The 21,620-nt window shown below is 72.7% G+C and carries 19 protein-coding genes; 9 read left to right on the forward strand and 10 right to left on the reverse strand.

Features of this window, described 5'->3' with window-relative positions; genetic code table 11:
• The first annotated feature begins 121 nt into the window (after nucleotides 1-121).
• A complete protein-coding gene (gene nadA / locus ACFY0I_RS26800) occupies nucleotides 122-1,309 on the forward strand; it encodes a quinolinate synthase NadA (RefSeq protein WP_388900633.1) in 1,188 nt (395 codons plus the stop codon).
• Nucleotides 1,310-1,473: 164 nt separating this feature from the next.
• On the opposite strand, the gene ACFY0I_RS26805 is transcribed toward nadA, so the two are convergent.
• From ACFY0I_RS26805 to ACFY0I_RS26815, 3 genes are all read right to left on the reverse strand, one after another.
• Nucleotides 1,474-4,596: an efflux RND transporter permease subunit gene (locus tag ACFY0I_RS26805; RefSeq protein WP_388900635.1), complete on the reverse strand. Its 3,123-nt coding sequence runs from the start codon at nucleotides 4,594-4,596 to the stop codon at nucleotides 1,474-1,476.
• 179 nt (nucleotides 4,597-4,775) lie between these two features.
• The gene (locus tag ACFY0I_RS26810; protein WP_388900637.1) at nucleotides 4,776-5,495 is read right to left on the reverse strand and encodes a response regulator; all 720 of its coding nucleotides are present in this window, start codon (nucleotides 5,493-5,495) and stop codon (nucleotides 4,776-4,778) included.
• A 56-nt stretch (nucleotides 5,496-5,551) separates the two neighbouring features.
• Nucleotides 5,552-6,376: an adenosylcobinamide-GDP ribazoletransferase gene (locus ACFY0I_RS26815; RefSeq protein ID WP_388900639.1), complete on the reverse strand. Its 825-nt coding sequence runs from the start codon at nucleotides 6,374-6,376 to the stop codon at nucleotides 5,552-5,554.
• Nucleotides 6,377-6,461: 85 nt separating this feature from the next.
• On the opposite strand from ACFY0I_RS26815, the gene ACFY0I_RS26820 reads away from it, so the two are divergent.
• The gene (locus ACFY0I_RS26820) at nucleotides 6,462-7,235 is read left to right on the forward strand and encodes a hypothetical protein (protein WP_388900640.1); all 774 of its coding nucleotides are present in this window, start codon (nucleotides 6,462-6,464) and stop codon (nucleotides 7,233-7,235) included.
• A gap of 109 nt (nucleotides 7,236-7,344) precedes the next feature.
• Here the strand turns inward: ACFY0I_RS26820 and ACFY0I_RS26825 are convergent, their stop codons facing one another.
• Complete coding sequence (locus ACFY0I_RS26825) at nucleotides 7,345-7,623, reverse strand: hypothetical protein (protein ID WP_388900642.1); 279 nt, start codon at nucleotides 7,621-7,623, stop codon at nucleotides 7,345-7,347.
• Nucleotides 7,624-7,636: 13 nt separating this feature from the next.
• Nucleotides 7,637-8,431, reverse strand: a complete 795-nt coding sequence (locus ACFY0I_RS26830) for a PspA/IM30 family protein (protein WP_388900644.1) — start codon at nucleotides 8,429-8,431, stop codon at nucleotides 7,637-7,639.
• A 282-nt stretch (nucleotides 8,432-8,713) separates the two neighbouring features.
• On the opposite strand from ACFY0I_RS26830, the gene ACFY0I_RS26835 reads away from it, so the two are divergent.
• Both ACFY0I_RS26835 and ACFY0I_RS26840 read left to right on the forward strand, forming a co-directional pair.
• Complete coding sequence (locus ACFY0I_RS26835) at nucleotides 8,714-9,322, forward strand: DUF3043 domain-containing protein (protein WP_388900645.1); 609 nt, start codon at nucleotides 8,714-8,716, stop codon at nucleotides 9,320-9,322.
• 83 nt (nucleotides 9,323-9,405) lie between these two features.
• Complete coding sequence (locus tag ACFY0I_RS26840; RefSeq protein WP_388900796.1) at nucleotides 9,406-10,140, forward strand: class I SAM-dependent methyltransferase; 735 nt, start codon at nucleotides 9,406-9,408, stop codon at nucleotides 10,138-10,140.
• Between the two features lie 63 nt (nucleotides 10,141-10,203).
• Here the strand turns inward: ACFY0I_RS26840 and ACFY0I_RS26845 are convergent, their stop codons facing one another.
• Entirely contained in the window at nucleotides 10,204-10,416 is a 213-nt protein-coding gene (locus ACFY0I_RS26845) for a hypothetical protein (RefSeq protein ID WP_388900647.1), read from the reverse strand.
• 94 nt (nucleotides 10,417-10,510) lie between these two features.
• Here ACFY0I_RS26845 and ACFY0I_RS26850 point away from each other — a divergent pair, with 94 nt between their 5' ends.
• From ACFY0I_RS26850 to ACFY0I_RS26870, 5 genes are all read left to right on the forward strand, one after another.
• The gene (locus ACFY0I_RS26850) at nucleotides 10,511-11,716 is read left to right on the forward strand and encodes a bifunctional adenosylcobinamide kinase/adenosylcobinamide-phosphate guanylyltransferase (protein WP_388900648.1); all 1,206 of its coding nucleotides are present in this window, start codon (nucleotides 10,511-10,513) and stop codon (nucleotides 11,714-11,716) included.
• Between the two features lie 151 nt (nucleotides 11,717-11,867).
• Nucleotides 11,868-12,932: a nicotinate-nucleotide--dimethylbenzimidazole phosphoribosyltransferase gene (cobT, locus tag ACFY0I_RS26855; protein ID WP_388900650.1), complete on the forward strand. Its 1,065-nt coding sequence runs from the start codon at nucleotides 11,868-11,870 to the stop codon at nucleotides 12,930-12,932.
• 79 nt (nucleotides 12,933-13,011) lie between these two features.
• A complete protein-coding gene (locus ACFY0I_RS26860; RefSeq protein WP_388900652.1) occupies nucleotides 13,012-14,895 on the forward strand; it encodes a phosphatidylglycerol lysyltransferase domain-containing protein in 1,884 nt (627 codons plus the stop codon).
• Nucleotides 14,892-15,614 (forward strand): hypothetical protein, encoded by a 723-nt coding sequence (locus tag ACFY0I_RS26865; RefSeq protein WP_388900654.1) that lies wholly within the window; start codon nucleotides 14,892-14,894, stop codon nucleotides 15,612-15,614. Before ACFY0I_RS26860 ends, ACFY0I_RS26865 begins: the two co-directional genes overlap by 4 nt.
• Nucleotides 15,615-15,651: 37 nt before the next feature.
• Complete coding sequence (locus ACFY0I_RS26870) at nucleotides 15,652-16,869, forward strand: sensor histidine kinase (RefSeq protein WP_388900656.1); 1,218 nt, start codon at nucleotides 15,652-15,654, stop codon at nucleotides 16,867-16,869.
• Between the two features lie 33 nt (nucleotides 16,870-16,902).
• Here the strand turns inward: ACFY0I_RS26870 and ACFY0I_RS26875 are convergent, their stop codons facing one another.
• The 4 genes from ACFY0I_RS26875 to pelF form a co-directional block, all read right to left on the reverse strand.
• Nucleotides 16,903-17,709 carry an endo alpha-1,4 polygalactosaminidase gene (locus ACFY0I_RS26875; protein WP_388900658.1) on the reverse strand — a complete coding sequence of 269 codons (807 nt, stop codon included), beginning with the start codon at nucleotides 17,707-17,709 and terminating at the stop codon, nucleotides 16,903-16,905.
• Nucleotides 17,706-18,356 carry a spherulation-specific family 4 protein gene (locus tag ACFY0I_RS26880; RefSeq protein ID WP_388900798.1) on the reverse strand — a complete coding sequence of 217 codons (651 nt, stop codon included), beginning with the start codon at nucleotides 18,354-18,356 and terminating at the stop codon, nucleotides 17,706-17,708. The genes ACFY0I_RS26875 and ACFY0I_RS26880 overlap by 4 nt, the downstream gene beginning before the upstream one ends.
• A 62-nt stretch (nucleotides 18,357-18,418) precedes the next feature.
• Entirely contained in the window at nucleotides 18,419-20,017 is a 1,599-nt protein-coding gene (locus ACFY0I_RS26885) for a hypothetical protein (protein WP_388900660.1), read from the reverse strand.
• Nucleotides 20,014-21,528 carry a GT4 family glycosyltransferase PelF gene (pelF, locus tag ACFY0I_RS26890; protein ID WP_388900661.1) on the reverse strand — a complete coding sequence of 505 codons (1,515 nt, stop codon included), beginning with the start codon at nucleotides 21,526-21,528 and terminating at the stop codon, nucleotides 20,014-20,016. The genes ACFY0I_RS26885 and pelF overlap by 4 nt, the downstream gene beginning before the upstream one ends.
• Between the last annotated feature and the right edge of the window lie 92 nt (nucleotides 21,529-21,620).

The following is a 21,620-nucleotide window of genomic DNA, read 5'->3' on the forward strand; positions in this document are numbered from 1 at the left end:
GGCGGGCGAATGCGTCACATCGACACTATCGGCATCGTCAAAGTGACGTGAAGCGGTTATGATAGATAACGTCAAATAGACGAGAAGTCGCAACGAAGTTCCCAGTCGCAGAACAGAAAGGGTGCGTGTCGTGACCACCGCCCAGCCCTTGGACGTCCAGCCGACGCCCCTTGCCCTGCTGCTGCTCGGCCGCGAGGCCGACCCCAAGAGCGAGCGCGGGGTGGAGTGCCCCGGCGACCTGCCCTCGCCGTCGGACCCGAACCTCGTGGCGCGCGCCCGCGCGGCCAAGGAGAAGCTCGGGGACAAGGTGTTCATCCTCGGCCACCACTACCAGCGTGACGAGGTCATCGAGTTCGCCGATGTCACCGGCGACTCCTTCAAGCTGGCCAAGGACGCCGCCGCCAAGCCGGAGGCCGAGTACATCGTCTTCTGCGGCGTCCACTTCATGGCCGAGTCGGCCGACATCCTGACCTCCGACGACCAGAAGGTCGTCCTGCCGGACCTCGCGGCGGGCTGTTCGATGGCCGACATGGCCACCGCCGAGCAGGTCGCGGAGTGCTGGGACGTCCTGACGGACGCGGGCATCGCCGATGTCACCGTCCCCGTCTCGTACATGAACTCCTCCGCCGACATCAAGGCGTTCACCGGCAAGCACGGCGGCACGATCTGCACGTCGTCCAACGCGAAGAAGGCCCTGGACTGGGCGTTCGAGCAGGGTGAGAAGATCCTCTTCCTGCCGGACCAGCACCTCGGCCGCAACACCGCCGTCCGCGACATGGGCATGTCCCTCGACGACTGCGTGCTCTACAACCCGCACAAGCCGAACGGCGGCCTGACCGTCCAGCAGCTGCGCGACGCCAAGATGATCCTGTGGCGCGGTCACTGCTCGGTCCACGGCCGGTTCTCGGTGGACTCGGTCAACGACGTGCGCGCCCGCATCCCCGGTGTGAACGTCCTGGTGCACCCCGAGTGCAAGCACGAGGTCGTGGCGGCGGCGGACTACGTCGGGTCGACCGAGTACATCATCAAGGCGCTGGAAGCGGCCCCGGCCGGCTCGAAGTGGGCCATCGGTACCGAGCTGAACCTGGTCCGTCGCCTGGCGAATCGTTTCGCTGCGCAGGACAAGGAGGTCGTCTTCCTCGACAAGACGGTCTGCTTCTGCTCGACGATGAACCGCATCGACCTCCCCCACCTGGTGTGGACCCTGGAGTCCCTGGCCGAGGGCAACCTCGTCAACCGGATCCAGGTCGACAAGGAGACGGAGAGCTTCGCCAAGCTCGCCCTGGAGCGGATGCTGTCCCTGCCGTAGCGGCCCGGCCGCCGACGGCATGCGAAAGGGGCGCCCCCCTCGGGGGCGCCCCTTTCGCGTACGAGCGGCGCGGTGCGGCGTGTGCCGCCGCAGGGCCCGGGACCCGGCCCGGAGGTCCGTGACGCGGGCCTCCGGGCCGGGACGGGTGGGACGGGGCGCTCGGGTCAGACCTTGACCGGGTCCTGGCTGTCGGTCGGCGCCGGGACGGGCGCCCGGCGGGCCGCCTTCTTCGCCCGGCGACGCTCCTTGCGGAGCTCGACCATCGTGTAGAGGGTCGGCACCAGCAGCAGCGTCAGCAGGGTGGAGCTGACCAGACCGCCGATGACCACCACCGCGAGCGGCTGCGAGATGAACCCGCCCTCGCCGGTGACGCCGAGCGCCATCGGGAGCAGCGCGAAGATCGTCGCCAGGGCGGTCATCAGGATCGGGCGGAGCCGGTGACGGCCGCCCTCGACGACCGCCTCGACGACGCCGAGGCCCTGTGCGCGGTACTGGTTGACCAGGTCGATCAGGACGATCGCGTTGGTCACCACGATGCCGATGAGCATCAGCATGCCGATCATCGCCGGGACGCCCATGGGGGTGCCGGTGAGGATCAGCAGGCCGAGCGCTCCGGTGGCCGCGAAGGGGATCGAGACGAGCAGGATCAGCGGCTGGACCAGCGAGCGGAACGTCGCGACCAGCAGCATGAAGACGATCGCGATGGCCGCGAGCATGGCCAGGCCGAGCGAACCGAAGGCCTCGTCCTGGTCCTCGGAGACGCCGCCGATGGAGGCCGAGGCCCCGGCCGGCAGGTCCAGCGCCTTGATCTTCGTCTGGAGGGTGGAGCTGACGGCGCCGGTGTTCTCGCCGACGGGCCGGGCGGTGATGGTGGCGGCGCGGGCGCCGTCGATCCGGGTCATCGCGACCGGGCCGGGCACGACCTTGACCTCGGCGATGTCGCCGAGCTTGACCGGACCGACCTGGAGGGCCTGGAGCTCGGCCAGGGTGGTGGCCGGGCGGGCGGAGCGGATGACGATGTCCCGCTCGGTGTCGTCCAGTACGGCCTTGCCCGCCGGGTTGCCCCGGACGGCCTGCGCGACGACCGCGCCGAGCATCGCCTGGTCCAGACCCGCGTCGGCGGCCTTGGGCGTGGCGGTGACGGAGATGCGGGGAACCGACTGGGCCAGGTCGCTCTGGACGTCGGCGACGTCCTTGAGGGCCGCGACCTCGGTGCGGACCTGCTCGGCGGCCTTCGCCAGGGTGGCGGCGTCGCCGGCCTTGACGACCACGCTGAGGTTCTGGCTGCCGAAGCCGTCGCCGGCGGCGATGCGGGTGCTGCCGATGCCGTCGAGCTTCGCCAGGCCGCCCTCGATGCGCTTCTTGACGGCCTCCGCGTCGCCGGAGTCCTTCAGCGTCACCTGGTACGAGGCCTGGTTGGAGCCCGTGCCGCCGCCGAAGGCGGCCATGAAGCCGGAGGAGCCCACGGTGACCTGGTAGCTCTTGACGCCGTCCACCGAACCGAGCAGCTTCTCGATCTTGCGGCTGGACTCGTCCGCGGCGGACAGCGAGGTGCCGGGGGCCAGTTCCTGCTTGACCGTCAGGACGTCCTGCTCCCCCTGGTCGAAGAAGTTGGTCTTCAGCAGCGGGGTCATCCCGAACGTGCCGATCAGGACGACCACCGCGAGGGACACACTGGTCAGCCGGCGGCGGGTGGCGAAGCCCAGGACCCGTACGTAGAAGCGCTGGAGGCGGCTGTTCGCCTCCTTCTCCTCGGCTTCGCGGCGGGCCTTGGCGGCGCTCTCGGCGTCCCCGGCGACCACGCCCTTCGGCGCGCTCAGGAACCAGTACGACAGGACCGGAACGACCGTCAGCGACACGAGCAACGAGGCCAGCAGGGCCGCGGTGACGGTGAGGGAGAACGATCCGAAGAGTTCGCCGATCATGCCGCCGGTCAGGCCGATCGGCAGGAAGACGGCGACGGTGGTGAGGGTGGAGGAGGTGACCGCGCCGGCCACCTCCTTGACCGCGGTGAGGATCGCCGCCTCGCGCTCCTCGCCGTAGCCGAGGTGGCGCTTGATGTTCTCCAGGACCACGATCGAGTCGTCGACGACCCGGCCGATGGCGATGGTGAGCGCGCCGAGCGTGAGCATGTTCAGCGACAGGTCGCGGGTCCACAGCACGATGAGCGCGAGGACCACCGACAGCGGGATGGAGACCGCGGTGACCAGGGTGGAACGCAGCGACGCCAGGAAGACCAGGATCACGATCACCGCGAAGACCAGGCCGAGCAGGCCCTCGGTGGTGAGGCTGGAGATGGACTTGGCGACGGCCGGGCCCTGGTCGCTGACCACGGTCAGGTCGGCGCCGGAGCCGAGGGTGGAACGCAGCTCGGGCAGCTTGTCCTTGACGGCGTCCGAGATGGCGACGGCGCTGCCGTCCTTGTCCATCGTCATGACGACCGCGAGGCTGGGCTTGCCGTTGGTGCGGGTGATGGAATCGGCCGCGGCCGGCTCCTGCTTCACGGCGGCGACGTCACCGAGGCGGACGGCCGGCTTCCCGGTGCCGGGGCTCAGCCGCAGGTCCTCGACCTGGGCGAGCGAGGTGTAGCCGGCGCCGACGCGGACGGTGCGGTTCTTGCCCTCCTCGTCGAAGGAACCGGCGGGGACGGCCGCGCCGCCCGCCTGGAGGCCCTTGGCGAGGGAGGCGCCGTCGAGGCCGGCGGCCGCGAGCTTGGCGTTGTCGGGGGTGACGGTGACCTGGAGGTCCCGGACCCCGTCGATGCTGACCTGACCGACGCCGTCGATGTCCTCCAGGACGGGGACGACGGAGCGCTCCAGCTGGTCGGCGAGCGCCTGCTGGTCCTTGTCGGAGGTGACGGCGAGGATCACGGTCGGGATGTCGTCGGTGGATCCGGCCACCACCTGCGGGTCCACCTCGGCGGGCAGCCGCACGCGGGCCCGGTTGACGGCCTGCTGGACGTCGGCGACGAGCTGCTTGGTGCCGCTGTCGCCGTAGTCGAAGGTGGCCCGGATGAGGGCGTTGCCCTCGCTCGCGGTGGAGGTGATGCCGGTGATGCCGTCGACGCCCTTGAGGGTGGCCTCGATCGGCTCGACGACCTGCTTCTCGACGACGTCCGGCGAGGCGCCCTGGTACGGCGCGAGCACGGACACCATGGGCAGTTCGATGGAGGGCAGCAGCTGCTGCTTGAGCTGAGGGATGGCTATGGCGCCGAAGACGAGCGCGACGATCGACACCAGGCCGACCAACGCTCTCTGGGCAAGGCTGAATCGGGACAGCCAGGACATGGGTGGGATCTCTCTGCAGTGACGTATACGAGGGCATGCCGTCGGGCACACGCGAGGCAGTCCAAGACTTTCGCACGCGCGGGCGCGGCTGCGTCGCCCCCAGGTCCCGTCCTTATGTGCGGCATACCGCACCCGCAGTAGTCCGTTCTACTGCGCGGCCCGGTGGATCACCCCGCGGATCAGTCGGAGCGGGGCCGCACCAGGCCCGATTCGTACGCCACGACCACCAGTTGGGCCCGGTCCCGGGCGCCGAGCTTGGCCATGGCCCGGTTGACGTGGGTCTTGACGGTCAGCGGGCTGACCTCCAGGCGGGCGGCGATGCCGTCGTTGGACAGGCCCGCGGCGACGTGGACGAGGACCTCCCGCTCACGACCGGTCAGGGTGGCGAGCCGTTCGGCGTGCGCGGAGCCGGTGGTGGGGGCCTCGGCGTGGCCGCCCTGGGCGAGGAAGCTCGCGATCAGCCCCCTGGTCGCGGCCGGGGACAGCAGGGCCTCGCCGGCGGCGGCGACACGGATGGCGTTGAGCAGCTCGTCGGGCTCGGCGCCCTTGCCGAGGAAGCCGGAGGCGCCGGCGCGCAGGGCGGCGGCGACGTACTCGTCGACCTCGAAGGTGGTCAGCATGACGACGCGGACCCCGGCGAGGTCGGGGTCTGCGCTGATCATGCGGGTGGCGGCGAGGCCGTCGGTGCCGGGCATCCGGATGTCCATGAGGACGACGTCGGCGCGCCGTTCGCGGGCGAGGGCGTACGCCTGGGCGCCGTCGGAGGCCTCGCCGACGACGAGCATGTCGGGCTCGGAGTCGACGAGCACCTTGAACGCGCTGCGCAGCAGCGCCTGGTCGTCGGCGAGCAGCACCCTGATGGGGCCGCCGTCCTGGGTCTGCTCCGCGCTCTGGTCCACGCCCCGAACGTACACGGCCCCGCTCCGTGACCGGTGGGACGGGTGCGGGGCCGGGGTCAGCCGAGGGCGAGGAGGACGAGGGCGGTGGTGGCGGCGACCTCGCAGACGGCCCCGAAGACGTCGCCGGTGACGCCGCCGAAGCGGCGCACGCAGCGGCGCAGCAGCAGCTCGGCGGCGGCCAGGGCCGCCAGGACCGAGACGGCGTACTGGAGGGCCGTGGGCAGGCCCCCCAGCGGGAGGGCGGCCAGTGCGGCGGCGGCCGTGACCAGGCCGGTCACGGCCAGGGCCGTGCGGCTCGGGACGACGCCCGCGACGGCCGCGCCGAGTCCCTCGGGTCGGGCGGCGGGGACCCCTTCGCGGGAGGCGAGGGTCATGGCGAGCCGGGCGGCGACGGCGGCGGCCACGCCGGCGAGCGCGCCCCGGACCCAGCTGTCGGCGTACACGTCGGCGAGGGCGGCCGTCTGCACGAGGAGGACGATCAGCAGGGCGATGACCCCGAAGGGGCCGATGTCGGACTGCTTCATGATCCGCAGGGCGGCGTCGGCGGGTTTGGCGCTGCCGAGTCCGTCGGCGGTGTCGGCCAGGCCGTCGAGGTGCAGGCCCCGGGTCAGCGCGGCCGGTACGGCGACGGTCACCGCGGCGGCGAGCAGCGGGCCGCCGCCGAGGAGCAGCAGCAGGACGCCGGGCACGGCGGCGAGCAGTCCGACGGCGAGCCCGACGACGGGGGCGCAGGCCATGCCGGTCCGGGCGGCCGGACGGTCCCAGCGGGTGATGCGCGCGGGCAGCACGGTCAGCGTGCCGAAGGCGAAGCGGAGCCCGTCGGGCAGGGAGGCGCGCTCGCCGGGCGGGACGGGGGGCGGATCGTCGAACGAATCTTTCATCGGCGGGAACGCTACCCGCTCGCGCCGGGCGGTAAATTGCGTATTACGTGCCAAATCGGGAGCCGCCACACAGAGAGCTGGTGCGATGGGTCACTGGTGGTACCGCAACATCGTCGAACCGGGGAAGCTCCCGCTGCTCCTCGCCCTGCTGTCCTTCGTGACCTCGTTCCTCGTCACCCGGGTGATCACGCGGCTGATCCGCGCGGGCCGGGGCCCCTTCAAGAACATCACCCCGGGCGGTGTCCACGTCCACCACGTGGTGCCGGGCGTGATCCTCGTGATCATCGGCGGGTTCGGTGCGGTCGGCAGCGGCCGGCACGGCTTCGGGGCGGCCCTGTCGGCGGTGCTCTTCGGGCTCGGCGCCGGCCTGGTGCTGGACGAGTTCGCGCTGATCCTGCACCTCGACGACGTGTACTGGAGCGAGCAGGGCCGCAAGAGCGTGGAGATCGTGGTGGTCACGGCGGCGCTGGTGGCGCTGGTGCTGGGCGGCTTCCTGCCGTTCGGGGTCAACGAACTGACCGCGGACGAGCGGCAGAACCGCGGGCTGGTGGTCATGAACACCGCCACGAACTTCTTCCTCACCCTGATCGCCCTGTGGAAGGGCAAGGCCCGCACCGCGATCTTCGGCCTGGTGGTGCCCTTCGTGGCGCTGATCGGCGCGGTACGACTGGCCCGGCCCGGTTCCCCGTACGCCAAGAGGTTCTACGTGAACCGCCCGCGCGCCCGGGCCAAGGCCGGGCTGCGCGCCTTCCACCACGACCGGCGGTGGGCGCACCCGCGCCGCCGCTTCGAGAACTTCATCGGCGGGACGCCGGACCCGGAGCGGGCGGCCCTGGAGAAACCGGAGGGGCCTCGGTGACCGGGACCGTACGGCCGTACGCGAAGGGCCCGCCCCCTCGGGCAGGGGGCGGGCCCTTCGTACGTCGGTGTCCCGGTCGGCCGACGGCCAGGACCGGCCGCGTGCGCGGTCAGCCCGGGATCAGGCCGTCGTCGCTCAGCATGTCCTTGACCTCGTCCAGCGTGGCTCCGGGGCCGGGCAGGATCAGCTCGGAGGGCTCCAGCGCGTCGTCGGGGAGCGGCGCGCCGAGGCGCCGGACGGCTTCGAGCAGGGCGCCCAGCGTGCGCCGGAAGCCCTCCTCGTCGCCGCGCTCCATCTCGGCGAGCAGTTCGTCGTCCAGCTTGTTGAGCTCGGTGAAGTGGCTGTCGGCCATCTCCACCTGACCTTCCCCCATGATGCGGACAATCATGACGGGCCCCGTCCTACTGCTTGTCGAACCGGTGCTTGGTCTGCGACGGCCGGCCCTCGCCGGGGGCGCTGCCCTCGATCGCCTGCTGCTGGGCCGACGGGCCGCCCGCCAGCTCGGCCTTCATGCGCTGGAGCTCCAGCTCGACGTCGGTGCCGCCGGAGAGGCGGTCCAGTTCGGCCTGGATGTCGTCCTTGGAGCCCAGTCCGCTCCGGTCGTCCAGCGCGCCGGACGCCAGGAGCTCGTCGATCGCCCCGGCCCGGGCCTGGAGCTGGGCGGTCTTGTCCTCGGCCCGCTGGATCGCGAGGCCGACGTCGCTCATCTCCTCCGAGATGCCGGAGAAGGACTCGGCGATCCGGGTCTGCGCCTGGGCCGCGGTGTACGTGGCCTTGATGGTCTCCTTCTTCGTGCGGAAGGCGTCCACCTTGGCCTGCAGCCGCTGGGCGGCGAGGGTCAGTTTCTCCTCCTCGCCCTGAAGGGTCTGGTGCTGCACCTCCAGGTCGCTGACCTGCTGCTGGAGCGAGGCCCGGCGGGACAGGGCCTCGCGGGCCAGGTCCTCGCGGCCGAGGGCGAGGGCCTTGCGACCCTGGTCCTCCAGCTTGGCCGACTGCCCCTGGAGCTGGTTCAGCTGGAGTTCCAGCCGCTTGCGGGAGGTCGCCACGTCGGCGACGCCGCGGCGCACCTTCTGCAGCAGTTCCAGCTGCTTCTGGTACGAGTAGTCAAGGGTCTCGCGCGGGTCCTCGGCCCGGTCAAGGGCCTTGTTCGCCTTCGCGCGGAAGATCATCCCCATACGCTTCATGACACCGCTCATGGGCTTCGCGCGCCCCCTTCTGACGGACTTCGCTCAAGGTCACCGACAGGACCACAGTACGGGCCCTGCCTCTATTACCGCACTGATCGAGTACGGATGCGCTCCTCCTCCAGGACGACTACGCCCGCACCGTGTCAGGCGTAAGGAGTAGGTGATCCCCGAGAACCCCGGATGCTCCGGGGATACCCGGGAGTGCCCACGGGGAACCGCTACTGGGAAGACGCCCGCCGTTGCCGGATCGTTCCCCGCCGGGGTGGGGCGCGTGCCTTCGACCACGTAGGCTTGTGTTTTGTGTTTGGTAGCCGCTCCTCCAAGGAAGAGAAGGCCGCCGCCACCGACAAGGTGAGCGCCGACCTCTCGCAGCCCCGTGACCCGCAGGCCCCGAAGGGCCGCCCGACGCCGAAGCGTGCTGTGGCCCAGTCGCAGCGCAAGGCCGTGGTGGCCTCGACCGGCAATCGCAAGGAGGACGCCAAGCGAGCCCGTGAGCGCCGTCGCGTAGAGATGGCCAAGCAGCGCGAGGCGCTGGCCAGTGGCGACGAGCGCTACCTGCCCGCCCGTGACAAGGGCCCCGTGCGCCGGTACGTCCGCGACTTCGTGGACTCCCGCTTCTCCGTCGCCGAGATGTTCCTGCCCCTGGCGGTGATCATCCTGGTGCTGAGCATGGTCCGGGTGCCGTCGATCCAGAACATCGCCCTGATGCTGTGGCTCGGCGTGATCGTCCTGATCATCATCGACTCCATCGGCCTCGTGTTCCGGCTCCGCAAGGCCCTCAACGAGCGCTTCGCGGACGAGCCCCGCCGCGGCGCCGTCGCGTACGGCCTGATGCGCACCCTCCAGATGCGCCGGCTGCGCCTGCCGAAGCCCCAGGTCAAGCGCGGGGAACGGCCCTGACCGGAGGGACGCCCGGACCGGCCGGGACGTCGGGCGACGGCTTCGCCGGCGGCGCCCGGCTCTGGCTCGAAGGCCTCGGCGGGCTGCGCAACGCCGTCCGCCAGGAACTCGTCGGCCGACAGGTCGAGGAACAGATCACGCACCGCTTCCCGGTCGGGCAGCGGTTGCGGGTCCTCGATGTCGGCATGGGTCAGGGCACGCAGGCGCTGCGCCTGGCCCGCGCCGGGCACATGGTCACCGGCCTGGAACAGGACCCGGGGATGCTGGAGGTCGCGCGGGCGGCGCTGGCCGCGGAACCCGCCGGGATCCGCGACCGGGTCCGGCTGCTGGAGGGCGACGGTCGTGAGACCGGCGCCCACTTCGGCCCGGGCAGCTTCGACGTGGTGCTCTGCCACGGCGTCCTGATGTACGTGGCCGAACCCGACGCCATGCTGGCCGGGCTCGCCCGCATGCTGGCCCCGGGCGGCCTGCTGTCCCTGCTCGTGCGCAACGGCGACGCCCTCGCCATGCGTCCGGGCCAATCCGGCGACTGGACGGCCGCGCTGGCCGCCTTCGACACCGTCGACTACACGAACCGGCTCGGCCTGGCCGTACGGGCCGACCGGCTGGCCGGTCTGACGGCGACCCTGTCCGGCATCGGCGCGCCCCTGAACACCTGGTACGGGGTGCGTGTCTTCACCGACGGCACCGAAGCCGGCAACGAACTGCCGCACGACGAGGAACTGGAGCGGCTGCTCGCCGCCGAGGAACGCGCCGGGCGGACCGACCCGTACCGCGCGGTCGCGGCGCTGCTCCACCTCTGCGGAGTCCGCGGATAACACGACCCCGTGAACGTCCGTCCCCGACCCTCGGGCCGGGGACGGACGCTCCTGGGCGCCGGATCAGGCGTCGAGAGCCGCTCGCAGGCTCATCGTGTACAGCTCGGTGCCGGTGTCGTCGGACAGCTTCACCTGCTCGGTACCGCCCTCCAGCAGGTCCTTCCAGTACTCACCGATCCAGGACTCCGCGTCCCCCTGCGTGGTGAACTCCTCCGGTGTCACCGCCGGACTGGTCTCGGTGCCCTCGGCCGTCTCGAACCGCCACGTCCACGCCATGTCCGCCTCCGCTGCTCGTCCGCTCTTGCACGTTGAGTGTGCCCGCAGAGTAACCGGGCGCGCACCAGTCCCGGCGACGCGGGAGGATCTCCGTGTGGAACTCACTCTGCTCGGCACCGGTACACCCGAAGGATTGCCCCGCCCCGGCTGTCCCTGCGCCGCCTGCGCGGTCTCCGTGGGCAGCCGGTCCCGCGCCGCGACCGCCGTACTCGTGGACGGGGCGCTGCTGCTCGACCTGACCCCCGGGGCCGTGCTGGCCGGAGCCCGGGCGGGGCATTCGCTGGCCGGCGTACGGCAGGTGCTGCTCACCCATCCGCACGACGGGCCTCCCGTCGAGCTGCCGCCGGGGCTGCCGGCGGCCGGGCGGGTCCCGGACGGGCGGGAGGTCACCGTGATCAGCGGGCACCGGGTGCGGGCGGTCCCGATGGACGCGCCGGGCACCGGCTACGACGTCACCGGCCCGGACGGCAGCCGGCTGCTGTACCTGCCGCCGGGCGGGGCGCCGGCCGGGACCAACGGGACGAAGGCGCGGCGCGCGTACGACATGGTGCTGGCCGACGTGTCGGGCCGGCCCGAGGCGCTGGCGCGACTGCGGGCGAGCGGGGCGATCGGCCCGGCCACCGACGTGATCGCCGTGCACCTGGACCACGACACCCCTCCGGGGCGGGAACTGGAGCGCCGCTGCGCGGCCGCCGGAGCGCGGGTGGTGCCGGACGGCACCACGGTGGTGGTCGGCGACTACCACGAGGGGCCGGACGTGCCGCGCCGGACCCTGGTGCTGGGCGGGGCCCGCTCGGGCAAGTCCTTCGAGGCGGAGCGGCGGCTGGCCGCCTACCCGGAAGTGGTCTACGTGGCCACGGGCGGCGCCCGTGACGGTGACTCGGAGTGGGCCCAGCGGGTCGGTCTGCACCGGGAGCGGCGGCCGGCGAGCTGGCGGACGGCGGAGACCTGCGACCTCGTACCGCTGCTGGAGGCGTCCGGGCCGGCCCTGCTGATCGACTGCCTCGCACTGTGGCTGACCGACGCCATGGACCGGGTCGGCGCCTGGGACGACGCGGTGTGGGCGACCGATGGGCAGAAGCGGCTGCGCGAGCGGGTCGCCGACCTGGTGGCGGCCGTCCGCGCGACCCGCCGCCCGGTGGTGCTGGTCAGCAACGAGGTGGGTTCGGGAGTGGTGCCGGCGACGGCGTCGGGGCGCCGGTTCCGTGACGAACTGGGACGGCTGAACAACGCGGTGGCCGGCGAGTGCGAACACGTCCTGCTGGTCGTCGCGGGGCAGGTGGCGGTGCTCAAGGAGTAGCGCGTTCCCCTCGGGCCGGACGTCCCCAGGGGGACGCGAGTTCGACGACAGGACCTCGGGCCCGACCCCGGCCGAACCGGTCCCGGACGGGCCCGCCGACCCCGCGCGCAGGGGGCTTGGGCAGGGCCTCACCGGCTGTACGCTCTGGCAGATGACCACGCTGAATCTCGACGACTTCTCCGATCTGATCGAGCGCCCCGACGGGGGCGTCCGGCGTGACGCCGAGGATCGCCGTGAGCGACTGGTGGTGCCGCCCGGCGCCCTGGGCCGGCTCGACGACCTCGCCGAGTGGCTGGCCGCGGCGCAGGGCCGGGTCCCGGTCCGGCCCGTGGAGCGGCCGCGCGTCGTGCTGTTCGCCGCCGACCACGGGATCGCCGCCGAGGGCGTCTCCGCCCGGCCCGCCGGCACCGCCCACGAACTGGTCCGCTCCGTCCTCGACGGCAACAGCCCGGTGGCCATCCTGGCCGGCCGGTTCGGCGCCGGCGTACGGATCGTGGACGCGGGCCTGGACTGCGATCCCGAACTGCTCCCCGAGGACGTGGTGCGCCACCGCGTCCGGCGCGGCAGCGGACGGATCGACCGGGAGGACGCGCTGACGATCGAGGAGGCGCGGGCCGCCCTGGAGCTCGGCATCCGCATCGCCGACGAGGAGGCCGACTCCGGTACGGACCTCGTCGTCCTCGGGGACCTGAGCGTGGGCGGCACCACGGTGGCCGCCACCCTCGTCGCCGCGCTCTGCGGCACGGACGCCTCCGTGGTCACCGGCCGCGGCGGGGTCGCGATCGACGACCTGACCTGGATGCGCAAGTGCGCGGCGATCCGTGACGCGCTGCGCCGGGCCCGTCCGGTCCTCGGCGACCAGGTGGCCCTGCTGGCGACGGTCGGCGGCGCGGACGTCGCCGCGATCACCGGGTTCCTCCTCCAGTGCGCGGTGCGCCGTACGCCGGTCATCCTCGACGGTGTCGTCTCGGCGGCGTGCGGACTGGTCGCCCAGCGGGCCGCGTTCCGCGCTCCGGACTGGTGGTTGGCGGGCCAGGCCGGCGGCGAACCGGGCCAGGCGAAGGCGCTCGATCGGATGGCGCTCAACCCTGTGCTCGACCACGGCGTCACAGTGGGAGAGGGAACCGGGGCATTGCTGGCGCTCCCCCTGGTCCAGGCGGCAGCCGCGCTCGCGGCGGACCTGCCGGAACGGGTCGTGGAAGCGCCGGTGGACTGAGGCGACGGGTACCGCGGACCTGACCGGTCGCGGCGCCCGCGACGCCTGTGGACTGCGATGCCCCATATCATCGCTTTTCATGGGAGAGGTCCGCTTGACCAGCGCAGAGACCGACCGGAGCCTCGATCAGGCGGCCGGCAAGGGTGCCAACGGCAGGAAGGATTCCGGCGGCGACCCCGCCGGGAGGCCGGAGACCCGCAGGGGGACCCCCCGCTCGCGGCGCGCCGCGGGCTTCGCGGTCTGGTACCTGCGGGCCGTCACCTTCGTCAACTTCCTCAGCGCGGTGTGGCTGTCGCTGGGCCAGGACCTGCGTCGGCACAACACCGCCGACTTCTACACCCCGTACCTGCTCACCGCCGGCTTCGCCTCCGGACTGTTCTCGCTGCTGCTCGCGGTCACCATGGGCCGTCGCAAGCGGGCCGCCTGGATCCTGAACCTCGTCGTCAGCGGACTGCTGCTGCTGGCCTTCGCGGTCGCCGCCCTCGCCCCCTGCACCGGCGGCGAACTCGACTTCTGCTACCCGGAGTTCCGCGACCACGCGCAGAACTGGGTCTCGCTCGCCCTGACCGCCGCCTTCGTCGGCGCCCTGCTGCTGGGCCGCCACGAGTTCTACGCCAAGGGCGACCGCTCGAACCCGAAACTGGCGACCGCGGTCGGCGCCGTCGGCCTGCTCGTCACCTCGCTGATCGCCGCCCTCCTCGTCGGCGCGACCAACACCGACGCCGACCGGACCGACGCGACGTTCCTGGCCCGCTGGCGGTACGGCGTGATGCGGCTGATCACCCTGGCGCCCGACGACAGGGCGTACAACGCGATCACCACGCCCGGCTGGGTCGACGTCTTCATCAACGTGATGTCGATGCTGCTGCTGCTCGCCGTGCTGTTCGCGGCCTTCCGCTCGCGCCGGGCCGTCGACCCGCTCACCGCCGAGGACGAGGAACGACTGCGGGCGCTGCTCGCCAAGCAGGGCGACCGCGACTCCCTCGGCTACTTCGCGCTGCGCCGCGAGAAGTCCGTCATCTGGTCCCCCACCGGGAAGGCCGCCGTCACCTACCGGGTCGTCGGCGGGGTCTCGCTGGCCTCCGGCGACCCCATCGGCGACCCCGAGGCGTGGCCCGGGGCGATCGAGCCGTGGCTGGCGCAGGCCCGCGAGCACGGCTGGGTGCCGGCCGTGATGGGCGCGAGCGAGGAGGCCGGGCAGATCTACGCCCGGCACGGCCTGGACGCGCTGGAACTCGGCGACGAGGCCATCGTCGAGACCGCCGAGTTCACTCTGGAGGGCCGGGCCATGCGCACCGTCCGCCAGGCCTACAACCGGGTCAAGCGGGCCGGGTACACCGTCCGGATCCGCCGGCACCGCGACATCCCGGACGCCGAGATGAAGGTCCTGCTGGAGCGGGCCGACGACTGGCGCGACGGCGCGACCGAGCGCGGCTTCTCCATGGCACTGGGCCGGTTGGGCGACCCGGACGACGGCCAGTGCGTGATGCTGGAGTGCACCGACGGGAACGGCGAGCTGCGGGCCGTGCTGTCCTTCGTGCCGTGGGGACCCAAGGGGCTCTCCCTCGACCTGATGCGCCGTGACCGCGATTCCGAGAACGGCCTGATGGAGTTCATGGTCATCGAACTCCTGGAACGCTCCAAGGAGATCGGGGTCACACAGGTCTCGCTGAACTTCGCGATGTTCCGTTCCGTCTTCGAGCGGGGGTCCAGGCTCGGCGCGGGTCCGGTGCTGCGCATGTGGCGCTCGCTGCTGAGCTTCTTCTCCCGCTGGTGGCAGATCGAGTCCCTCTACCGGGCCAACGCCAAATACCGGCCGATCTGGGAACCGCGGTTCATGCTCTTCGAGAAGAGTTCCGACCTGCTGCGGATCGGCATCGCCGCGGGCCGGGCCGAGGGCTTCCTGGAGGCACCCGGCCTGCCGAAGTGGCTGCACCGCAGACATCTGGAGACGATTAGGTGACAGCGCGGACGACGGGCCCCCTGCGACGCTTCGCCCACCGCGAGTGGGGTCCCCTGTTCGGGACCGTCCGGGACGCGCTCGTACGGGACGGGTGGCGGGCCGTCCCGATGACGATCGGCGCGGTGTGCCTGACGTCCGTCTTCCAGATCGTGCAGAACACCTCCTGGGGCTTCCAACCGGTCCAGAACCTCGGTTCGGTCAAAGCCGCCGATCCCCTGTGGCTGGCGCTCCTGCGCACCCCGCTGTCGCTGTTCGTGCCGGCGCTCGACCTGCCCGTGTGGGGCGCGCTCGCCCAGATCCTGCTGGTCTTCGGGATCTCGGAGATCTGCATCGGCTGGTGGCGGACCCTGCTCATCGGCTACGTCGCCACCCTCGCCGGCACCACGTACGCCCGGATCGGCCTCTCGCTGGGCACCGACCACCCCCTCGGCCTGCCGGAGTCCGACCTGATCGTCAACGACACCGGGCCGTCCGCGGCCGTCGTGGGCCTCGCGATCTACGTGTGCTGGCGCTACCGGGCGTACCTCACCGGGGCCCTGGTGGTCCTCGTGATGATCGGCGAGGTGGTCTTCAAGAACAACCTGGCGGGCAAGGAGCACCTGGCGGCCATCGCCGCCGTCATGGCGCTGTGCGCGATCCGGGCCAAGTGGGGTCCCGCCCGCTCCCGGACACCGCTCGGGCAGCGGCCCCCGCCGCCGCCTCCCCCGCGGCACGCCTGACCGGCGCGGGCCGCGCGGCAGCCCGTACCTTGTGCGGGTGAGCACAGACCCCGGGCCGTTCGCCCGCACCCGGCAGTGGCTGCGGGCCCATCCGCTGGCCACCGACGCAGGTCTCGCGGTCGGAGCGTTCGTGGCGATGGTCGTCGGGTCCTTCGCCGATCCGCACGGACCGCACGGTCCCACCTTCGGGACCCGGGCCCCGGAACCGTTGTCCCTGCTGCTGATGCTGCTCGGCGCGGCGACCCTGGTGGAGCGGCGCAGACGGCCGCGCGCCGTACTCGCCGCCACCTGCGGGCTGTCGCTGCTGGAGCTGGCGACCGGCGAGCCGCGGGCGCCCGTCGTGATGTGCGCGGTGATCGCCCTGTACACGGTGGCGGCGCTCACCGACCGGCCCACGACCTGGCGGACGGGTCTGCTCACCATGGCCGGGCTGACGGGCGTGGCCATGCTGGCCGGCCCGCTGCCCTGGTACGCGCAGGAGAACCTCGGCATCTTCGCCTGGACCGGGATGGCCGCGGCGGCCGGCGACGCCGTCCGTAGCCGCCGGGCCTTCGTCGACGCGATCCGGGAACGCGCCGAACGGGCCGAACGCACCCGCGAGGAGGAGGCCCGGCGCCGGGTCGCGGAGGAACGGCTGCGCATCGCCCGGGACCTCCACGACGTGGTGGCCCACCACATCGCCCTGGTCAACGTGCAGGCGGGCGTCGCGGCGCACGTCATGGACCGGCGTCCGGACCAGGCCAAGGAGGCCCTCGCCCACGTACGGGAGGCCAGCCGCTGCGCACTGAACGAGCTGCGGGCCACCGTCGGCCTGCTGCGGCAGTCCGGTGACCCGGAGGCCCCGACGGAGCCGGCGCCCGGACTGGCCGTGCTGGACGAGCTGCTGGACACCTTCCGCAACGCCGGCCTGCCGGTGGAGGTGTTCGTGGAGCTGGGGCGGGAGCGGGCGGCGCTGCCCTCGCCCGTGGACCTGACGGCCTACCGGGTCATCCAGGAGGCGCTGACCAACGTCCGCAAGCACGCCGGCCCGGGGGCCCGGGCCGAGGTCAGCGTGGTGCGGGTCGGCGCCTCGGTGGAGGTCACCGTGCTGGACGACGGCGGCGACGGGGCCGACCCCTCGCCGGAGCCCGTCGACCCGCACGGCGGGCACGGCCTGCTCGGCATGCGCGAACGGGCCGTCGCCCTCGGCGGTTCCTGCTTCGCGGGCCCCCGCTTCGGCGGCGGCTACCGCGTCCACGCGATCCTCCCCGCCTGATCGGGCCGGTACGGCGAGGGGGCGCCGCCCGCCCTAGCAGGCCTTGCGCCAGGTGCCCAGTTCGTACTTCTTCTCCAGGGAGCTGAGCCTCAACTCCCTGGAGCGCGCGCAGAAGCGGTCCGCGGGCAGTTCGTACTCGACGTGGAACACGGCCTTGCCCGCCTCGATGAACGGGGTCAGCCGCTCGCACTCGCGGTGCTCGGCGCACTGCTCGTTGACCGCGAAGTCGAACTCGCCGACCAGCTGCGGAATCTGGTCGAGGTCGTTCTTCAGGCCGACCGACAGTCCCCGGTCGTGCGCGAGGCGGGCGATCAACCGGTTGTAGGCGAGCTGGTCGTCGGCCGTGAGCGGGAACCCGGAGGCGTTGTCGTAGCCGTCCATGTTGTCGGGTTCCACCGCGTCGAAGCCCTTGTCCCGACACATGTCGAACCGGGCGGCCATGAGCGGTTCGAGCGCGTCGAGCCGGCGGATGTCGAGCCAGCGCTCGCCCTCCCAACCGTTGCCCTTGCCCAGCAGCGCCTTCGGGAAGTCGTTCGCGTCGGGCCGGAAGTCCTCCCACGCCCCGGTGGACAGGTAGCAGATGGTGCGGCGGCCGTCCTTCTTCAGCCCGGCGACCTGCTCCTTGGTGGTGGTGAACCCGTCGACGTCGTAGACCGGCACGTCGATCGAGGTGTCGAGCCTGCCGCTGAGCTGCCACTGCCAGCCCGTGCCCGGCGCGGGCCTCCAGCGCTCCCCCGGCGCCGGGTCCGGGCCCGGCGTCGGGCCCTCGTCGTCCGGCTCGGAGGAGCAGGCCGTGAGCAGGAGCAGCGCCGTGACCAACAGGGCGGCGAAACGCTTCATCCGGCCGCCTCCAAGGCGTACGGCAAGGTCCCCCACGGGTGCGCCCCCGTACCGGGGACCGCGCAGTGCACCCCCGCCCGGCGCTGCGCCGCGAGTTCGGCGGCGGGCGCGTCCGGGGGGACGGCGTACACGAGGTGGCAGAAGCGCTGCGCGGGGTGGTCGGCGGTCCAGGGCGGGGCGGTGGCCGCGTCCCGGTAGGCGTCCCAGGGCCCTTCGAAGGTGACGAGCAGGTCGGCGAGCCCGGCGTAGCCGGGGTGCGGGTGGACCCCGTGGTTCAGGACGAGCGTACGGGCGCCGGCCGCCCGGGCGGCGACGGCGAGGCGCGTGTAGTGCGGCAGGAGTTCCGGCCCGGCGGCGGCCTGGTCGAGGAAGGCCCCGTCGGTGTCGTACCAGTCGCGGTGTCGGAGCAGGTCCTGGACGACGGCCCCGTGCGGGCGCCGCCCGTAGTCGGTGTCGGCGTACCCGAGGACGGCCACGCCGGCCTCGCGGAGGCGTTCGGCGACGGCGGCGAACCGCTCGTCGCGGGCCGCGCCCGGGCCGCTGTCGGGGTTCAGCACCACCGAGTGCAGCCGGCCCGCGGCGCGGATCAGCCGCTCCCAGGCGTCGGGGCTGTCGGCGGGGTGCTCGTAGAGGGGCACCAGGAGCATGGGGTCCTTCTTCTCGTACGGTCGGCCCTTCGCGTCGAAGTCGAAGGGGTCGCGGGAGTCGCTCACCGGTGGGCCGTCGCCCGGCCGAGGAGCAGGCAGACGAGGACGGCCAGGGCCGCGGCCGCGGTCGCGGCGACCATCACCTGGACCAGCCTCGGTTGTCCGACCCCCACCAGCAGGGCCAGGCTCTGGGCGACGGCCGCCGAGGCGCAGACCACGGCGGCGGGCCGGACCGCCCCGAAGGACTGCAACAGCAGCCCGGTCCACATCACGGCGCCGAGGAGGAGCAGGGTCGCGACGCGGAGCCCGGTGAGGCCGGGGGCGTCGGGCCACAGCACGGTGCCGGTGACGCCGAGCACGAGCAGCACCGCCAGGTACGTGGCCAGGCACCGGGACAGCGTGGTCAGCATCCGGCGTCGGAAGGCGCGGGTCGAGCGGGCCGCCCGCAGTCCCGCGAGGCTGCCGCTGCGGAACCGGTGCAGGAGCCATTCGGCGGGGCCCATGCTGAGGGTGAGGGCGACCGCGGAGGGCGCGGCGACCGCCTCGGCGGGCCCCCCGGCGAGGACCTCCCCGAGCGCGGCGTACAGCACGAGCAGGCCGGTGCCGAGGCCGAAGACGCCGTACGGGACGGAGTCCCCGATGCGGGGTCCGCGCCGGGTGTACTCCTCCTCGGCGCCGCGCAGCATCTGCCAGCGCACGGGACCGCGTTCGCCCGAGCGGTGCCGGGTCCAGCCGCGGACCCGGCGGCCTGCGGCCCGCAGCCCGGCCGCCAGCGGCAGTTCCCGTACGGCGAGGGTGCAGGCGGCCAGCAGGGACACGACGAGCAGGGTGACCCGCACCGGGACGGGCAGGTCGACGACGAGGGCCAGCAGCGCCCCGGCGGCCATCGGGGCGAGCGCGGCGAGCAGCACCCGCTCCCGACCGAGGACCAGCAGGACGGTCGCGGCCCCCACGTACAGGGCCTGACCCGCGGCGAAGGCGTACGAGAACGGCGGCCCGCCGGGCACCGCGAGCGCGGCGGCGGTGCCCAGCAGGGCCCCGGCGGGGGCTCCGACGAGCAGGGTCCGCCCGGCGGCGGCCCGGTCGCCGAGGCCGAGCCAGGAGTAGGCCCGGTGGGACAGGGTCTGGTCCCAGACCCAGCCGATGAGGGCTCCGGCGAGCAGGGTCAGGGTGCCGGCGGGCAGACCGAGCCGGTCCTGGGGGCCGTCGAGCAGGGGTGCGCCGAGCAGGTAGGCCAGGCCGGGCAGGGCGAAGATCACCCCGCGCAGCAGGCAGGCGGTGAGGGACACCTTCCAGGGGTCGCCGACGCGGTCCGGCTCCGGGAAGGAACGCGGCACCCGGTCGTACAGCTCCTCGGCGAGACCGAAGGAGTCGTGCCGGCCGTAGGTGAGCCGGATGTACTCGTCGGTCATGCCGTCGGATTCGAGGATCGCGGCGATCTCATCGGGGTGGACGGCCGCCGAGATGAACGGGTCAAGCCGCTCGGCGAGTTCGTCCATCGGGTCGGCGGCGGGCGCCTCCCGGCGCGGCCGGGGGATCGCCGGCAGGGCGCCGTCGAGGTCGGCCGGCCGCTGCGCGCGGCGACCGCCCGGGGAGGATCCGGGGCCGGGCCCCCGGGCCCCGTCGGGGCCGGGGGGCTTGAGCCAGAGGGAGCCGCTCACCACAGGCTCCCGTCGGCCGCGAGTTCCTTGTACCAGGGGTCGGCGAGCCGCTGCGTCCAGGTGTCGCCCTCGTGGACGGGCAGGACGGGCTGGCCGGCGAGTTCCCGGTAGATGTGCCGGAAGCCGTCCACGGACTGGTGGAGGGTGAACTTCTCGACGACCCGCTTGCGGGACATCCGGCCCAGTTCGAGGCGGCGTTCGTCGTCGCGCAGCAGCGCCAGGGTGGCCCGGGCCATGGTCTCCGGTTCCCGGGGAGGGACGACGAGTCCGGTGTCGCCGACGGCCTCGCGCACTCCCCCGACATCGGTGGAGACCGTGGTGCGGCCGCAGGACATGGCCTCGATGATGCTGAAGGGGAACCCCTCGCTGATGCTGGACAACATCACGATGCTGCCCGCCGCGTAGGCCGTGGCGACCTGATCGATGCGGCCCTCGTAGGTGATGCCGTCGCTCACGCCGAGTTCGGCGCCGAGCTTCTCCAGGCGCGTGCGGTACTCCTCGCAGCCGGCCGGGACCGGGCCGAAGAGGCGCAGCCGCAGCTCGGGCATCTCCTCGCGCATGAACGCGTAGGCCCGGATGAGGGTTTCGAGGTCCTTGATGGGGTCGACGCGTCCGCACCAGCTGAGCGTGGGCACCTCGGGTTCGGGGCCGGCCTCGGGGAAGGCGTGCGGGTCGACCCCGTTGTAGACGGTGCGGATCCGCTCGGAGTCGGCGCCTCCGCGCTCCTCCCAGCGGCGGTTGTACTGGTTGCACGGGGTGATCAGGTCGGCCTGCCGGTAGCCCTCGGTGTTCAGCTCGCGGTAGAAGCCGAGCATGAGGGCCTTGACGGGCCAGCGCTGCGCCGCGGTGCGGTAGCCGAGGTAGCGCTCGCGCAGGTAGATGCCGTGCTCGGTGAGCAGGAAGGGCACCTTGTCGAGGCGTTTCGCGGCGAGCGCGGGGAGCGTCGCGAGGCCGCTGCTGACGGCGTGCGCGACGCTGTCGGGCGGGATCCGCACGGACAGCGGGCGCAGGGCGTGTTCCAGCAGGTCCGTGGCGGTGAGCGCGTCGTGGATGGTGGGCTCGGCCTCGGCGGTGACGAGTCCGGGCCGGGTCCAGGCGTTCATCAGCAGGCGCAGGACCGATTCGGAGCGCAGGGCCGGCGCGAGCCGTCCGGCACGGGCCAGTTCGGCCATCTCGCCCAGCGCCTCGGAGAACCCGCCGCGGGCGGGGTCGATCAGGGAGAGCAGGAAGTTCTCGTACGTCTCGGTGAAGCGACGGTGGGCCCTGCCGCGCAGGGTGGACCGCCGGGTCCTGGACGGGGCCGGACCCCAGAGCGGGACGGCCGTGTGCCGGTAGACGTTGCGCGGCAGTTCCCAGGTGACCGGCTCGCGCCCGGAGCCGGTCAGGGCTATGACGTTGAAGTCCACCTCCGGCATGCCGCGGACCAGTTGGTCGCACCAGGTGCTGACGCCCCCGTGAACGTGTGGATAGGTGCCTTCGGTGAGCATGGTGACATGACGCCCATGGCTCATGCGGTGTGTCCCCCCAGGACGGAAAAGGGGCCGGCGCCCGATGGATCACGGTGCGCCGGCGCAAGGTGGAACGAGTGGGCGGCTTGCTCGGG

It is taken from the genome of Streptomyces sp. NPDC001568, from assembly GCF_042893755.1.
GTDB lineage: Bacteria > Actinomycetota > Actinomycetes > Streptomycetales > Streptomycetaceae > Streptomyces.

What these genes read in the sequence shown, in the direction of transcription:
- ACFY0I_RS26805 (WP_388900635.1), bottom strand. Translation starts at nt 4,596, where the DNA reads ATGTCCTGGCTGTCCCGATTCAGCCTTGCCCAGAGAGCGTTGGTCGGC.
- ACFY0I_RS26815 (WP_388900639.1), bottom strand. Translation starts at nt 6,376, where the DNA reads ATGAAAGATTCGTTCGACGATCCGCCCCCCGTCCCGCCCGGCGAGCGC.
- ACFY0I_RS26820 (WP_388900640.1), top strand. Translation starts at nt 6,462, where the DNA reads ATGGGTCACTGGTGGTACCGCAACATCGTCGAACCGGGGAAGCTCCCG.
- ACFY0I_RS26825 (WP_388900642.1), bottom strand. Translation starts at nt 7,623, where the DNA reads ATGATTGTCCGCATCATGGGGGAAGGTCAGGTGGAGATGGCCGACAGC.
- ACFY0I_RS26830 (WP_388900644.1), bottom strand. Translation starts at nt 8,431, where the DNA reads ATGAGCGGTGTCATGAAGCGTATGGGGATGATCTTCCGCGCGAAGGCG.
- ACFY0I_RS26845 (WP_388900647.1), bottom strand. Translation starts at nt 10,416, where the DNA reads ATGGCGTGGACGTGGCGGTTCGAGACGGCCGAGGGCACCGAGACCAGT.
- cobT (WP_388900650.1), top strand. Translation starts at nt 11,868, where the DNA reads ATGACCACGCTGAATCTCGACGACTTCTCCGATCTGATCGAGCGCCCC.
- ACFY0I_RS26860 (WP_388900652.1), top strand. Translation starts at nt 13,012, where the DNA reads ATGGGAGAGGTCCGCTTGACCAGCGCAGAGACCGACCGGAGCCTCGAT.
- ACFY0I_RS26875 (WP_388900658.1), bottom strand. Translation starts at nt 17,709, where the DNA reads ATGAAGCGTTTCGCCGCCCTGTTGGTCACGGCGCTGCTCCTGCTCACG.
- ACFY0I_RS26880 (WP_388900798.1), bottom strand. Translation starts at nt 18,356, where the DNA reads ATGCTCCTGGTGCCCCTCTACGAGCACCCCGCCGACAGCCCCGACGCC.
- pelF (WP_388900661.1), bottom strand. Translation starts at nt 21,528, where the DNA reads ATGAGCCATGGGCGTCATGTCACCATGCTCACCGAAGGCACCTATCCA.